Genomic DNA, 14,567 nt, shown 5'->3' on the forward strand with positions numbered 1-14,567 from the left:
AAGTTTTATTACTGTAAAAACTAATCTATTATTAATTATTAAAAAACTTAAAATGTCTAGAAAAGGAAATAATACAGCAGGTATATTGGCAGGACTTCTTGCAGGTGCTGCGGCAGGTGTAATCTTAGGAATGTTATACGCACCGGAAGAAGGTAAAGAAACCAGAAAAAAAATTAAAAATAAAGCAAATGATCTTAAAGATCAGGCTAAAGATAAATACGGAGAGGTTTCTGAAAAAATGAAAGACCAGTACAGCAATATTTCTTCTACTTTCAAAGAAACTGCAAACAGCGTAGCACATACTGTGAAAGACGGATATGATAAATACAAAGATCAGATTGTTTCCAAAACTGCAGATTTGGCAAAAGATGTAGAAGCGGAACTGAATGATCTGAAAAAATAAAATAAGTAATTTATCTTTTTAAGTAAATTACGGAAAGGAACTTTTGTGCGAAAGTTCCTTTTTTTGTAACTTTAAAAAAAAACAATGATAGAAACTATTAAAGAATACGCCTCCAAGAGAATAGATCTTCTGAAAATTGAAGCGACTGAAAAGTCGTCTCTTTCTGCTGGGCTCATTACTTACTTTGTAGTATTACTTGTTGCTTTTGCTTTTTTTATTATCCTTTTCAATTTTGGAATTGCTTTCCTTATTGGAAAAGCACTGGATAATTACTCATATGGATTCTTAATTGTTGCTGGATTTTATGCGTTGGTAATGGCATTCGTTATTGCCTTCAAAGGTAAAATTGTCAACACTGTTGCAGATCAGGTTATTAAATTTTTAAATCATTAAACTATGGGCAGAAAATACGAGAGCATAGAAGAATTAAGAAGAAAGAAAAAACTGCTTCAAGGTGAAATAAGTGATCTGGAGAATCTTCTTACCTTCAAAAACACGAAGGAAAGCCTAAGTGCATTTACCAATGGCTTAAGTGACCAGTATCTTCAGGAAAAAGTAGATGAAGACGGTGATGAAAAAGTAGTTCTGAGAAAGGATGTCATTGCGAAACAACTTACCTCAGAGGTAAAAGATTTACTGATTAATAAAAATACGGCTGTAGGAATTGCCAGCTCTGCTTTCAAGGGGGGAAATATTACAGACAGCCTTGTTAAGCTTGGTGTTACTGCGATCGTAGGAAACTATGCCAAAAAGAATATGAAAAGCTCCAACTGGAAGAAAAAACTGATTGGCGCAGCATTGATCTACCTTGCTCCTATTGCGCTGAAATATGTCAGAAAAAAAATGGAGGTCTATCAGAAAAACAAAAGTGTTTCAAGTATGGAACAACTTATATAAATGTTAGAGGCTAGAAACTAGAAGTTAGCGTATACTCATCAGTAGTTTATACTCAATTCTAACCTCTAGTTTCTAGCTTCTTATTTTGAAAATAACTGCCCTAAAATAATCCCGGCCGCCATAGATACATTCAGGCTTTCTGTAGACTGGGATTTTCCAAACCTCGGAATGCTTATACTTTTTTGTAACAGTTTTTCCGTTTCCGGTCTCATTCCGTTTCCTTCATTCCCCAAAATAAGATTCATCTTTTCCGGTTTCTCAAAAGTATAGATGTTCTCCCCTTCCATATCTGTTCCTATGTTTACATTTTCTGTTGAAGAAAGATATTCCACAAGATCAGTATAAACCACATTCACTCTGGTAAAAGAACCCATTGTCGCCTGAATTACTTTCGGATTGTATACATCTACCGTATCTTCACTACAAATAATCTGTTCAATTCCGAACCAGTCTGCCAGACGTATAATCGTTCCTAAATTTCCGGGATCCTGTATTCCATCCAAAACCAGCTGTATCTTCTTATCTTCCCATTTTTCTTCCTCGGCAAGATAACATACCGCTACAGAATCTTTTGGTGTTTTAAGAAAACTAATTTTTTTTAATTCATTTTCAGAGATATGGGTCACAAGAGTATCAGTACGGTCCAATTTTTGTGGATCGGTTGACAATATTTCTTTAACTTTAATGTTAGAATTAAAAAGTTCACAAATGATTTTATTACCTTCAACCAAAAACAAATTGTATTTTTGTCTGAACTTCTTTTTATCTAAAGATTGTAAAACTTTTATTGTATGAGCTGTAAGCATTATAAGAATTCTCCTCAAAAATATTATAAAATTATCTCATTTGCAACATTTGTTGGTCTCCTTTATGCTTGTAGTACAACAAAAAAAGTTCCGGAAGGCGAATATCTGCTTACCAAGAACAGTTTAGAGTTCCAGGATAAGAGAGAATTTTTCGATGAAGAACTGAAAGATTACATTCAGCAAAAGCCTAACAAGAAGCAATTTCTTTTCATGCCATTGAGTTTACTGCTCTACAATATGGCGGATACGAAATACGATACAATACTTAATGAATATATGACCTATCCCGGTGAGATGAGAAATCAGAAACTGAGAGACTCTTTATTCCTTAAATATAATATGAAAAGCAGTGTCGGAAAAAGTCTTCTTTTCGATCGTTTACTGCACAATTGGGGAACACCACCGGTAATTCTTGATCAGACAAGAAGTGAAAAAAGTGCGGAGTCTATTAAGAAAAGGCTTACCTACAGAGGATTTTGGGATGCTGATGTAAACTTTAAACACACATTGGATTCCGCGTCCAAAAAGGCATCTGTTAATTATTCTATCAAACATAACGAGCCTACACGCATTAAGGATTATTTCTATAATATTCCGGATCAGGGAATCAAAGGATATTACAACTATAACCTAAACAGAAGCCTTGTGAGATCAGGACAGATTCTTGATCAGACTGTTCTGGAAAGAGAAGTAACCAGAATTACCGACCTGATGAGAGAATTTGGTTTCTATAGATTCAATGCCTCCAATGATGAGGTTTATTTTGTGGCCGATTCTCTTAAAAGCAGAAAACAGGTTCCTTTAACCCTGGAAATTCATAAAGACTCTCTGGATACTCCTTATAAGATAGCCACTTTTGGAAATATTGACGTTGCTATTGTGGATGAACCGGGCGATTATCCTAAAAATACAAATAAAGACAGCTTAAGGAGAATAAGATTCCATACGATGAATGATAAATACAAACTGTCATCGATATGGAGGGCTATTATTCCGGACAGTAAAAAAGTTTTTGACCAAACGAAACTGGATGTAACCAAGAGAAACATTTTAGCGATGAATAACTTTAGCATCGTTAAAGCAAGAGATTCTCTGAGACAAGGTGGAATGACTTCTCCTAACGACAGTATTGTTGATGTGCTATATGTACTGAAACCCCTTCCGAAGTATGAGCTTAAAGTGGGGACAGATATCAATTATTCTCAGGTTTTAAATCTGGGGATCTCTCCTTCTGTTGACCTTACCACCCGAAATGTCTTCAGAGGAGCAGAAAACCTTTCTACCAGCCTTTCAGGGACATTTGGTTCTATCAGAAGTACAAAAGATATCAGTAAAAGAGTTGCGGCATACGAAATATCAGCTCAGGCATCGCTGAACTTCCCCAGACTGCTGCTTCCTTTTAATTATTATAAGTTTATTCCAAAACGATATACGCCTACATCATCTATTTTGCTTGGGGCATCCATACAGAACAATATCGGTTTGGGAAGATTGATTTTTAACACGGGATTAAACTACCAGGCAAGTGTTAATGATCAGGTATATCATAAGCTTACTTTATTCAATACTCAGGTCAGCCTGACAAAAAACAAAGATGCTTACTATGACTACTTTGTGAATGACGGAAGAGTAAAAGATGAGGTTTTCGGGAATTATTTTATGTTTAACCCAGAAACCGCGCAAACCGGACAAGATTATAGAGATGGAAAGCTGAGTGTAGATGAGGTTTCTAAAAAAATCATTGAAAATGACGCTTACCGTGGAAGTCTTAATCAACAGGGAAGAGATCTTTTAACCGCATTTACCGGAACATTGGTGAACAAAGACAGACAGACGCAGGATGTTCTTATTTCTTCCATGATCTACAATTTTGTTTATAGTGAAATTGGAAAGAAAGAATATCCAAATGCCTTTTATTTTAACGGAAAAGTGGAGCTTGCGGGTAACATCTTAAGTATATTCAATAAAAAAGATAACGGCGGAGGTATTGTTACAGGTCCGCAAGGAACTATTTTCGGACTGCCCTATGCACAGTTTGTAAAATTTGATATTGATACAAGAAAATATTTCAAGTTTAACGGAAACCAGACATTGGTATTACGTCAGTTTATCGGGGTCGGAATACCGTACGGAAACTCTCAGGATATGCCAATCATCAAGTCTTATTTCAATGGAGGTTCCAATGATATCAGGGCATGGGTAGCCTTTGGAGGGTTAGGTCCTGCTGATTCTCAGGTGGATGAGAGAGTACGTACCTATATGACCGATAACTTAAAGCTTACAACCAATATTGAATACAGAATTCCATTCAATAAAACGTATGAAGGAGCATTATTTACTGATATCGGAAATACATGGAGTCTTCGTAATTATAATGATGGGTATGGAGATGAATTTAAATTCGGTAAGTTCTGGAAACAGGTGGGTATCGGAAGTGGTTTCGGACTAAGGTTAAATATTGCCTATGTAACAGCAAGAATTGACCTTGCATACAAGATCTATGACCCGAATAAACCTGAAGGTGACCGATGGAGGTTCAAAAACATCCAGCCTTTCAAACCAACAGTTAATATAGCGTTCGGATATCCTTTCTAGTCCGGAGAAACACCCAAAATAAAATACACTACAGCAATCACACGGGCGAGGATTTCCCTCGTCTGGTTTCTGTAGAAGCTCTCAGGTTTTGTGACATCCTGCGCATCAAATCCCAACGCATTCATATCATTATTTCTGGCAAAAAACAATGCCCTTAGATTGTGGTATCCCTGGGAGACGATAATGACATTTTTCTTTTTATAAACATCCTTACAACGGAGAATACTTTTATAGGTATTAAAGCCTTTCGGATCTTCTACAATAATATCTTCCGGAACGCCTTCCTGATTAACCAGATAATTCTTCATGGCACCCGGCTCATTATACCCCTTACTCTTCTCTCCACTCACGATAATCTTTTTGATTTTCCCGTGATGATAAAGAAGTGCTGCGGCATCCATTCTTTTCGTAAAATAAGGATTCGATTTTCCGGATCTCATTTTTGGAGATGTGCCCAGAACGAGTGCTATTTCTCTTGGGGGAATTTTTGAGATTTTAGTATAGGTTCTCCCGTTGGTAAGCCCGAAAACCCACACATTACAGAAACATATCATCAGAATTCCTAATTCCAATGATATAAAACCCAGGTTAAATATGTTCCTAATGACTCTCAACTAAGATCAAAGTTAAGCTTTATTTTTTTACTTTTCACTATAGACATGCAAGCCAATATATGCCCCTGCTCTTCTTCTTTTTCGGTAAGATACTCATTTTCCAACAGTTCCACTTCTCCTTCCTCTAAAGAACATTCACAACTTCCACAGATTCCAGACTTACATGAATAAGGTACCGGAAATTTCTGAATAAGAAGCTGCTGAAGGATTTTATCCTTATTATCAGCAAGATGTGTCGTATATTTTTTTCCCAGCATGGTAAATTCCACTTCTATATTTTCAATCAGAGGAAATTCTTTTTCTACAGGATAAATATCATCATTAAATTCTTCAAAAAGTTCAAAATGAATATTCTTTTTCGGAATTCCGTGGTGGTAGCATGCGTTGGCCAATGTCTTGATCATTTCTCCTTTTCCACAGATCAATACTTCATCTACAGCATCCCAAATGGTAGATTCTTCATCTGTATCATCCAAATGAAGGATCTGATTGATGATAAGATGTAATTTTTTTTCGTCCAGCCTGCCGTAGAAAAACTGATCTGCAGTTTTTTCCTGTGAGAAAAAATAAAATATCTGAAGTCTGTCACCACATGTTCTGGCAAGATTATCCAACTGCTCACGATAAACCAGATCTTCTGAACTTTTATTTCCAAAAAATAAAAACAATCTTGTTCGGGGTTCGTTGTGAAGAATATTTTTAAAGTGGCTCAAAATAGGAGTAATTCCTATCCCAGCAGCAAAAGCTACAATAGTCCTGAATTCACTGGGTTTAGATACAATGGTAAACCTTCCTGCAGGTTCACTCACCCACAGTTCATCACCTGTATTATAGTTTTGAAATAACTGAGAAGTCGCGCCTTCAGCAGAATTTATTTTGATCCCCAGACAGATTTTACCTTCATAAGGAGCTGAAGTCATTGAATAATCATTAATAACCTCTTCCCCATGTGATTGAAATCGTATGCTGACGAACTGCCCTGCTTCAAACCTGAAATTTTCCTTTAAATTCTCAGGAATATCAAACTCCAGAGAAAAAGTATTTTTGGTCAGCTCTTCCTTTTTCGCTATTTTTAACGGATGAAACTGTATCAGTTTCCCTTTATAGATTTGTTGTTCCATAACTTCAATTCAAAAATAGATAAAAAATAATTTATGAAGAAGATAATTTTATCCACGTTACTTCTTACTGCATTGTACAGCTGTAAAAAAGAAGGTCAGAAAACTGAAAACACTGTAACTGCAGACTCTGTTTCCGTATCTCAAAATACAGGAAATGAAGGAAGTGCAGCCATTCCCAAAGAATTTTCTCCTGAAAATGTAAGCCAGCATTTAGCAAAAAACAATGATACTCTATATGTAACCAATTTTTTTGCCACCTGGTGCGGTCCATGTATGAGAGAGATTCCAAGTTTTAAAAGTAAAATGGAAGAATTAAAAGGAAAACCTGTAAAGTTCACTTTCGTAAATCTTGATGAAAAGGCAGATTGGGAAGGTGCTGTTAAAAACTTTGCTACTGAAAACAAATTGGGAGGCAGCATTATCTTACTGGATGGACAAAAATTGGATCAAAACTTTTTCCATAACAACTTCAAGCAATGGGATGGAGGTTCTATTCCTTTTACTTTCATGAGAAAAGGAGATAAAACCGATGAATATCTGGGAATGATGACAGAAGATGTATTGAATTCAAAAATCGATTCTTTCCTAAAATAAAATAGACTGAACTCTTTCTGAATCATGTCAAAAAGATTTAAAATCCTGTGTTTATTATTCGTGATTGCCATTATTGCAAGCGCTGTCATTAATCTGAACACAGGATTTTTACATTTAAGCTTCCAGGATTTCTTTCAGGACTCTGCCCATAATCAAATTGCAGAAATCCGTATCAACCGTGTTCTGGTTATGATGCTGGCCGGAATTTCAATTCCTACCTCTGGTTTTCTGATGCAGGAATATTTTCAAAATCCGCTGGCAGGACCTGATATATTAGGAATCACTTCGGTTGCCAGCTTATCGGTTGCCTTTTACATTTTCTTTTCCCATAACATTTTCCTTCCTGAATTTTTACAAAATAGTTTTCTCAGCTTATCAGCTATTGGAGGAAGCTTACTGTTAATGTTGATACTGCTTTCAATGTCTAATAGATTTCAGGACAAATCGTATCTTATTATTTTCGGATTTCTGGTTTCTGCTTTTGCCGGAGCTATTGTATCACTACTTCAGTTTTACGCAGAAAATCAAAGCCTGAAAAACTATATTTTATGGTCTTTCGGAGCGAATAATATGGTAACGAGAAATCAGATTTATGTACTGCTTATATTGGTTTTAATGGGAATGTTTATTTGTTTCAGGGCTATAAAACCTCTCATTGGAAACTCACTTGGCAATTCCTATGCACAAAGTTTAGGAGTAAACCTGAAGCAACTGAAACTCTTAATAATAGTAGCCTCTTCCCTACTTTCAGCTTCTGTTACAGCATTTTTAGGCCCTATTTTATTTATCGGAATTATTGTTCCTCACTTTTGCAGACTCGTTTATAATCCTTCAAAATTATGGCAGCAATGGATTCTTAATATGTTTCTGGGAATGCTGATTATGCTGTTTTTCTCAGTTATTGCAGAAAAAACACAGATTCCCCTGAATGTAATAAGCTCCGTATTTGGAATTCCTGTGATTCTGATGATGCTTTTGAAACAGAATAAGGTGTAATAATCCATATATAAATTGTTACCTTTAAATTCATTGTGGATCAAAATAATAACTCAGATATTTGAGGATAATTTCATAGCTTTCCTCTGTAAGTAAAAAGAGAGACCTATTTATAATGTATCATTCCGAAGGAATCTAAACTATCTTTGTAGAGATGCTTTCAGCATGACCTACTAAACACAATTTATCTAACTATAAACAAAGTAATGAACATCAGAATAACACAAAAACAACTAATTACTGCACACATCATTTTGTTTGTAATCAGTTTTGTATTTTTGGAGTATTCAAAAATGTTTCGAATGAACCAGAAACTACATTGGATTTATTCCTGGGGACATAATTGGTGGATTATGCTTGCGTTGCCATGTGCCTTTTGGGGTTCTCTTATTTTAGGCGGGTACACTTTATGGAAAGTTAAAAAAAATAAATTCTTATATCTATTTTTAAGTTTTCTACCTATCCTTTTATTTCTAATCCTTTTCTTTTAAACATGCACCTACAGATCAAACAGGCTCATATCGGCTACAATACTCCATTAATCTCTAATGCCAATGCAGATTTAAAGCTCGGTGATGTAGGTCTGCTGATTGGTAATAATGGGGTGGGAAAAACAACATTAATCAAATCTATTCTCCATCAGCTCCCATTACTCAATGGGGAGATTTCTATTGGCGGAAAAAATATAAAGCATCTTTCTGTAAAAGAAGTGGCGGAAAATATTGCCATTGTCTTTTCAAAATCGGTTATTCCACAGCATTATACGGTTGAGGATCTAATTTCTCTGGGAAAATATATCTACTACCCTTTTTATTTTGAATTAAAAAAAGAAGACCGTGAAGAAGTTGCTCACATTATTGAGGAACTGGATTTAAATCAATATAGATACACCCTTCTGAAAAACCTGTCAGACGGAAATCTTCAAAAAGCATTTATCGGGCGTGCGATTACCCAGAATTCTCCTATCATCATTCTGGATGAACCGACTACCCATCTGGATGAAAAAAATAAAATCATTATTCTAAAAACCTTAAGAAAACTGGCTAAAGAACAGAACAAACTTATCCTGTTTTCTTCCCATGACTGGCGGCTGGCCAAAGAGTTTGCCGATAAAATATGGTATGTAAAGGAAAACCATTTGTATTCAGGGATTGTGGAGGATATTTTGCTTCAGCATGATGAACTCACCAACGCCTCGTTATTTCAATTCAACGAGACCTTTATTCCACCTTTTATCTCAGCACCGCAATTTCACAAGGAAATGCTGTATTCTCTGCTTCAAAAAAACTTCCAAAAAGACCTCTCTGACCTTAATTTCGAGTTCCAGAACACTTTTTGGGTAATTACTAAAGATTCCGCCACTTACCAATGTGAATCTTTTGAAGAAATCATCAATTTAATCCAAAACATTCATTAATACTACGTTTTCTTTGACTATTCCACATACTATGCATGCATAGTATTATGCTAATCATACAATTTAATCGCTTTATTTCCAGGTTATTAACAAAATTTAACGTTAATAAATATTATGCATGCATAATATTTATTAAATTTGGGTAAAACCATTGGCGCAAAAATGATGGATAATAATAAGGAAAAAATAGAAAACGTAGATTTAATTTTAAAGCAGACCTGGTTGGCTGTTTCTAAAATGTACACAGAATTAGCCCAGGAACATGATTCCACAGCGGTGCAAGCCCTTACTCTTCTTAAAATTGATCCCAAAGAAGGAACCCGAAGTACTAACCTGGGTCCAAAAATGGCTATTGAGCCTACTTCTTTAACCAGAATTATCAAACTTCTGGAAGATAACGGATATATCTATAAGGAAAAAACAACCACTGATAAAAGAGAGGTTATCATCAAACTTACGGATAAAGGACTCAACTCAAGAAACATGTCTAAGGAAGTTGTTGTGAATTTCAACAAAAAGGTAATGGAAAAAATTGCCCCCGAAAAGCTGGATGCTTTTAAAGATGTGATGACTGAAATCATGAAAATAGCAAACGAATTATTAAATAACAGAAAATAAATTATGATGAAACCTTCGGGTTCATATAATCTTATACAAATAAAAATTTACATATGAAAAGAAGAATCAAACATGTAACGGTTCTTGGTTCAGGGATTATGGGAAGCGGTATCGCTGCTCACTTCGCCAATATCGGCGTTGAAGTATCACTCTTGGATATTGTTCCTTTCGAACTTACTGAAGCTGAACAAAAAAAAGGTTTGACCAAAGATGACAAGGTAGTAAGAAACAGAATTGCTTCCGAAAACTTTGAAAAACTTAAAAAAGCAAGTCCTGCACTTCTTTATTCACCAAAGTTTGCAGACAGAATTACCATCGGAAACTTCGATGATGATTTGCCGAAAATAAAAAACACTGACTGGATCATTGAAGTAGTAGTAGAAAGACTTGATATCAAAAAGTCCGTATATGAAAAAATTGAACAGTTCAGAAAACCGGGAACATTAATTTCTTCTAATACATCCGGTATTCCTATTCATTTCCTTACAGAAGGAAGAAGCGAGGATTTCAAAAAATACTTTGCAGGAACGCACTTCTTTAATCCGGTAAGATATCTTCCTCTTTTGGAGATTATTCCAACCAATGATACCGCTCCGGAAATCATCGATTTCTATATGAACTATGGAGCAAAATTCTTAGGTAAAACAACAGTTTTAGCTAAAGATACTCCAGCTTTCATCGCCAATAGAATCGGTGTATTCTCTATGATGGATCTTCTTCATAATGTACAGAAACTAGGACTTACCGTTTCTGATGTTGATAAATTAACAGGTCCGGTGATCGGCCGTCCAAAATCAGCAACATTCAGAACAGCTGATGTTGTAGGTCTTGATACTCTGGTAATGGTAGCTAACGGCGTTCGTCAAAGTGGTGCTGAAGCGAATGATTTCAATGACGTATTTGCTCTTCCAGGGTATATCCAGAAAATGATGGATAATAAATGGCTGGGTTCAAAAACAGAACAGGGATTCTATAAAAAAGTGAAAAATGCAGAAGGAAAATCTGAAATTCACGGATTAAACCTTGATACTTTGGAATATGAACTTCAAGGAAAATCATCATTCCCTACTCTGGAATTAACAAAAGCTATCGATAAACCAATTGACAGATTCAAAGTTCTGATCGGCGGTAAAGATAAAGCCGGCGAATTATACAGAAAATCTTTAGGAGCATTATTCGCTTATGTGTCTCATAAAGTTCCTGAAATTTCTGATGAAGTTTATAAAATTGACGATGCCATGAGAGCAGGTTTCGGATGGGAAAACGGACCATTTGAGATCTGGGATGCTGTAGGCGTTCAAAAAGGTATAGAACTGGCAAAAGATGCTGGATATGAAGTTTCAGACTGGGTGAAAAATGTAGAGACTTTCTATAAAGTTAATGACGAAGGACAAAGTATTTACGTGGATAAAAATTCAGGAGAATACAACAAAATCCCAGGTCAGGATGCATTCATCATCTTAGATAACATCAGAAAAAACAAAACCCTTTGGAGTAATTCAGGGGCTGCTATTGAAGATTTAGGAGATGGTATCATCAACTTCGAGATCCGTTCAAAAATGAACTCTCTTGGAGGCGAAGTTCTTGACGGATTAAACAGAGCAATTGATTTAGCAGAAAAAGAATACGATGGATTGGTTGTAGGAAACCAGGGAGCTAACTTCTCCGTAGGTGCCAACCTTGCTATGATCCTTATGATGGCTATCGAGCAGGATTGGGATGATTTGAATATGGCCATCGCTTACTTCCAGAAATCAATGATGAGAGTACGCTACTCTTCTATCCCTGTAGTCGTTGCTCCTCACGGAATGACTCTAGGTGGAGGATGTGAAATGACAATGCATGCAGACCGAGTGGTTGCAGCCGCAGAAACCTATATCGGACTTGTTGAAACAGGAGTTGGAGTAATTCCTGGCGGTGGTGGTACTAAAGAATTGACTTTAAGAACTTCCAGAGAATTCCACAACGATGATGTTAAAAATAACAGACTTCGTGATGCTTTCATGAATATCGCAATGGGTAAAGTAGCAACTTCAGCTTATGAAGCCTACGATATGGGAATCCTTGAAAAAGGGAAAGACATTGTTTCCGTAAGCAAAAACAGACAGATAGCGGAAGCTAAAAAAGTAGCAAAATTATTAGCAGAACAAGGATATACCCAACCTATCGAACAAAAAGTAAAAGTTCTTGGTAAAGATGCATTAGGAATGTTCTACGTAGGAACAGACCAGATGTTAACCGGAAATTTCATTTCTGCACACGATAAGAAAATTGCTGATAAACTAGCCAACGTAATGGTAGGTGGAAATCTATCTGAACCCACAGTGGTAACAGAACAGTATCTGTTGAACCTTGAAAGAGAAACCTTCCTTCAGCTTTGTGGGGAGAGAAAAACTCTTGAGAGAATCCAGTACATGCTACAGAACGGAAAACCATTAAGAAATTAATTTGTACAATGTCGGATGTAAAATGTAAAAAGTATTGGCATGCATAACTTTAGGGATTTAGAAGTCTGGAAGAAATCAATTCTGCTTTGTAAGCATTATTATGTAATATCCAAAGATTTTCCTAAAGATGAGTTATTTGGGTTGACCTCACAATCAAGGAGGAGTTTATATTCTATCCCATCTAATATTGCTGAAGGAGCAGGAAGAGATACCAACCCTCAATTTTGTCAATTCTTGAACATTGCATTAGGTTCTTCATTTGAATTTGAAACTCAAATCATAATTGCTAATGATTTGGAATTTATACAGAAAAATGATTTTGATTTACTAATGACAGAAATCAGACATATTCAAAATATGATAATTAAATTAAAACAAAATTATTCAAAATAGAATCGTACAAGGTATTATGCAGTACTACTGAATAAGGTACAACTGACATTTTACATTATACATTTTACAAAAAATTACAAAAAATGAAAACAGCATACATAGTAAAAGGTTTCAGAACTGCCGTTGGAAAAGCTCCAAAAGGAAGTTTAAGATTTACAAGACCTGATGTCATGGCGGCTACCGTAATTGAAAAATTAATGGCTGAGCTTCCACAATTAGATAAAAACAGAATTGATGACCTTATCGTAGGAAATGCAATGCCGGAAGCTGAACAAGGGCTGAATGTTGCACGTCTGATCTCTTTGATGGGATTAAATACTGATAAAGTTCCGGGAGTAACCGTAAACAGATACTGTGCTTCAGGAAGTGAGGCGATTGCGATTGCTTCTGCAAAAATTCAGGCTGGAATGGCAGATTGTATCATCGCGGGTGGTACAGAATCCATGTCATACATCCCAATGGGAGGTTACAAACCGGTTCCTGAAACAGATATCGCAAAAACCAACCCTGATTACTATTGGGGAATGGGTTACACAGCGGAAGAAGTTGCAAAACAGTATAACATTACAAGAGAAGAGCAGGATCAGTTTGCTTTTGAATCTCACATGAAGGCTTTAAAAGCTAATCAGGAAGGAAAATTTGCCAACCAGATTGTTCCGATTCCTGTAGAATATAACTTTCTGGATGAAAATCAGAAAATACAAACTAAAAAGTTTGATTTTTCAATAGATGAAGGGCCTAGAGCCGACACTTCTTTAGCTGGTTTAGCAAAATTAAGACCCGTATTTGCCAACGGAGGAAGCGTAACTGCCGGAAACTCTTCTCAAATGAGTGACGGAGCCGCTTTTGTAATGGTAATGAGTGAGGAAATGGTAAAAGAATTAGGATTGGAGCCTGAAGCAAGATTAGTTGCTTATGCTGCAGCCGGATTAGAGCCAAGAATCATGGGAATGGGACCTATCTACGCTATTCCAAAAGCATTGAAACAGGCAGGTTTAGAATTAAAAGATATTGAATTAATTGAATTAAACGAAGCATTCGCATCTCAATCTGTTGCCATTAAGAAAGAATTAGGCTTAAATCCTGATATCTTAAACGTAAACGGAGGAGCCATCGCTTTGGGTCACCCTCTTGGATGTACAGGAACGAAATTAACAGTTCAACTTCTTGATGAAATGAGAAAGCGTGGAAACAAATACGGAATGGTTTCTATGTGCGTTGGAACGGGGCAAGGCGCGGCTTCAATCTTTGAACTTCTTTAATTATAGATTTTAAATTATAAATTTTAGATGCAATGGGTTTCAAAGAAGACAATTTGATCCAAATAAAAACTTTTGATTTTGCCTTAAGAATAATTAAATTTTATACTGAGTGCAAATCTCAAAACGAGTTTATTTTATCAAAACAAATTCTTCGTTCTGGGACTTCCATTGGAGCAAATGTAGAAGAAGCTATAGCGGCTCAATCTAAAAAAGATTTTATATCAAAGCTCTCTATTGCAAATAAAGAAGCGAGAGAAACAAGATACTGGCTGAAACTTTATGATTCTTCAAATCTCGTTCAAATTGAGATCAATTCATATTTAAAAGACATTGAAATGATCATTAATATTTTAACTAAAATCATTAAAACATCATCTGAAAATTTATAACAACAAAATCTAATT

Annotated in this window: 15 protein-coding genes; 12 read left to right on the top strand and 3 right to left on the bottom strand. The window is 35.8% G+C overall.

Annotated features, from left to right (window positions below; genetic code table 11):
- Positions 1 to 52 precede the first annotated feature (52 nt).
- From JOE44_RS05210 to JOE44_RS05220, 3 genes are all read left to right on the top strand, one after another.
- A complete protein-coding gene (locus JOE44_RS05210; protein ID WP_105682525.1) occupies positions 53 to 403 on the top strand; it encodes a YtxH domain-containing protein in 351 nt (116 codons plus the stop codon).
- Positions 404 to 487: 84 nt separating this feature from the next.
- Positions 488 to 796 (top strand): phage holin family protein, encoded by a 309-nt coding sequence (locus JOE44_RS05215; RefSeq protein WP_209784642.1) that lies wholly within the window; start codon positions 488 to 490, stop codon positions 794 to 796.
- Positions 797 to 799: 3 nt separating this feature from the next.
- A complete protein-coding gene (locus JOE44_RS05220) occupies positions 800 to 1,300 on the top strand; it encodes a phosphoribosyl-ATP pyrophosphatase (RefSeq protein WP_209784643.1) in 501 nt (166 codons plus the stop codon).
- A gap of 80 nt (positions 1,301 to 1,380) precedes the next feature.
- On the opposite strand, the gene JOE44_RS05225 is transcribed toward JOE44_RS05220, so the two are convergent.
- The gene (locus JOE44_RS05225; protein ID WP_209784644.1) at positions 1,381 to 2,106 is read right to left on the bottom strand and encodes an RNA methyltransferase; all 726 of its coding nucleotides are present in this window, start codon (positions 2,104 to 2,106) and stop codon (positions 1,381 to 1,383) included.
- On the opposite strand from JOE44_RS05225, the gene JOE44_RS05230 reads away from it, so the two are divergent.
- On the top strand, positions 2,092 to 4,701 hold the full coding sequence (locus JOE44_RS05230; protein ID WP_209784645.1) for a BamA/TamA family outer membrane protein: 2,610 nt from the start codon (positions 2,092 to 2,094) through the stop codon (positions 4,699 to 4,701). The two genes, JOE44_RS05225 and JOE44_RS05230, sit on opposite strands and share 15 nt — an antisense overlap.
- On the opposite strand, the gene JOE44_RS05235 is transcribed toward JOE44_RS05230, so the two are convergent.
- Entirely contained in the window at positions 4,698 to 5,315 is a 618-nt protein-coding gene (locus JOE44_RS05235; protein WP_105682529.1) for an ElyC/SanA/YdcF family protein, read from the bottom strand. The genes JOE44_RS05230 and JOE44_RS05235 overlap by 4 nt on opposite strands.
- On the bottom strand, positions 5,312 to 6,436 hold the full coding sequence (locus JOE44_RS05240; protein WP_209784646.1) for a ferredoxin--NADP reductase: 1,125 nt from the start codon (positions 6,434 to 6,436) through the stop codon (positions 5,312 to 5,314). Before JOE44_RS05240 ends, JOE44_RS05235 begins: the two co-directional genes overlap by 4 nt.
- A 33-nt stretch (positions 6,437 to 6,469) precedes the next feature.
- Here JOE44_RS05240 and JOE44_RS05245 point away from each other — a divergent pair, with 33 nt between their 5' ends.
- The 8 genes from JOE44_RS05245 (at position 6,470) to JOE44_RS05280 (ending at position 14,552) form a co-directional block, all read left to right on the top strand.
- Complete coding sequence (locus tag JOE44_RS05245; protein WP_209784647.1) at positions 6,470 to 7,030, top strand: TlpA disulfide reductase family protein; 561 nt, start codon at positions 6,470 to 6,472, stop codon at positions 7,028 to 7,030.
- A 24-nt stretch (positions 7,031 to 7,054) separates the two neighbouring features.
- Positions 7,055 to 8,026 carry an iron ABC transporter permease gene (locus JOE44_RS05250; RefSeq protein WP_209784648.1) on the top strand — a complete coding sequence of 324 codons (972 nt, stop codon included), beginning with the start codon at positions 7,055 to 7,057 and terminating at the stop codon, positions 8,024 to 8,026.
- 493 nt (positions 8,027 to 8,519) lie between these two features.
- Positions 8,520 to 9,443: an ABC transporter ATP-binding protein gene (locus JOE44_RS05255; protein ID WP_209784649.1), complete on the top strand. Its 924-nt coding sequence runs from the start codon at positions 8,520 to 8,522 to the stop codon at positions 9,441 to 9,443.
- 165 nt (positions 9,444 to 9,608) lie between these two features.
- Positions 9,609 to 10,061 carry a MarR family transcriptional regulator gene (locus JOE44_RS05260; protein WP_034694513.1) on the top strand — a complete coding sequence of 151 codons (453 nt, stop codon included), beginning with the start codon at positions 9,609 to 9,611 and terminating at the stop codon, positions 10,059 to 10,061.
- 53 nt (positions 10,062 to 10,114) lie between these two features.
- Positions 10,115 to 12,508 carry a 3-hydroxyacyl-CoA dehydrogenase/enoyl-CoA hydratase family protein gene (locus JOE44_RS05265; RefSeq protein WP_209784650.1) on the top strand — a complete coding sequence of 798 codons (2,394 nt, stop codon included), beginning with the start codon at positions 10,115 to 10,117 and terminating at the stop codon, positions 12,506 to 12,508.
- 39 nt (positions 12,509 to 12,547) lie between these two features.
- Positions 12,548 to 12,901 carry a four helix bundle protein gene (locus tag JOE44_RS05270; RefSeq protein WP_209784651.1) on the top strand — a complete coding sequence of 118 codons (354 nt, stop codon included), beginning with the start codon at positions 12,548 to 12,550 and terminating at the stop codon, positions 12,899 to 12,901.
- 83 nt (positions 12,902 to 12,984) lie between these two features.
- Positions 12,985 to 14,163 carry an acetyl-CoA C-acyltransferase gene (locus tag JOE44_RS05275; protein ID WP_209784652.1) on the top strand — a complete coding sequence of 393 codons (1,179 nt, stop codon included), beginning with the start codon at positions 12,985 to 12,987 and terminating at the stop codon, positions 14,161 to 14,163.
- Positions 14,164 to 14,195: 32 nt separating this feature from the next.
- Positions 14,196 to 14,552 (top strand): four helix bundle protein, encoded by a 357-nt coding sequence (locus JOE44_RS05280; RefSeq protein ID WP_209784653.1) that lies wholly within the window; start codon positions 14,196 to 14,198, stop codon positions 14,550 to 14,552.
- The last annotated feature ends 15 nt before the right edge of the window (positions 14,553 to 14,567 follow it).

The organism is Chryseobacterium sp. PvR013 (genome assembly GCF_017833095.1).
GTDB classification, from domain to species: Bacteria; Bacteroidota; Bacteroidia; order Flavobacteriales; family Weeksellaceae; genus Chryseobacterium; species Chryseobacterium culicis_A.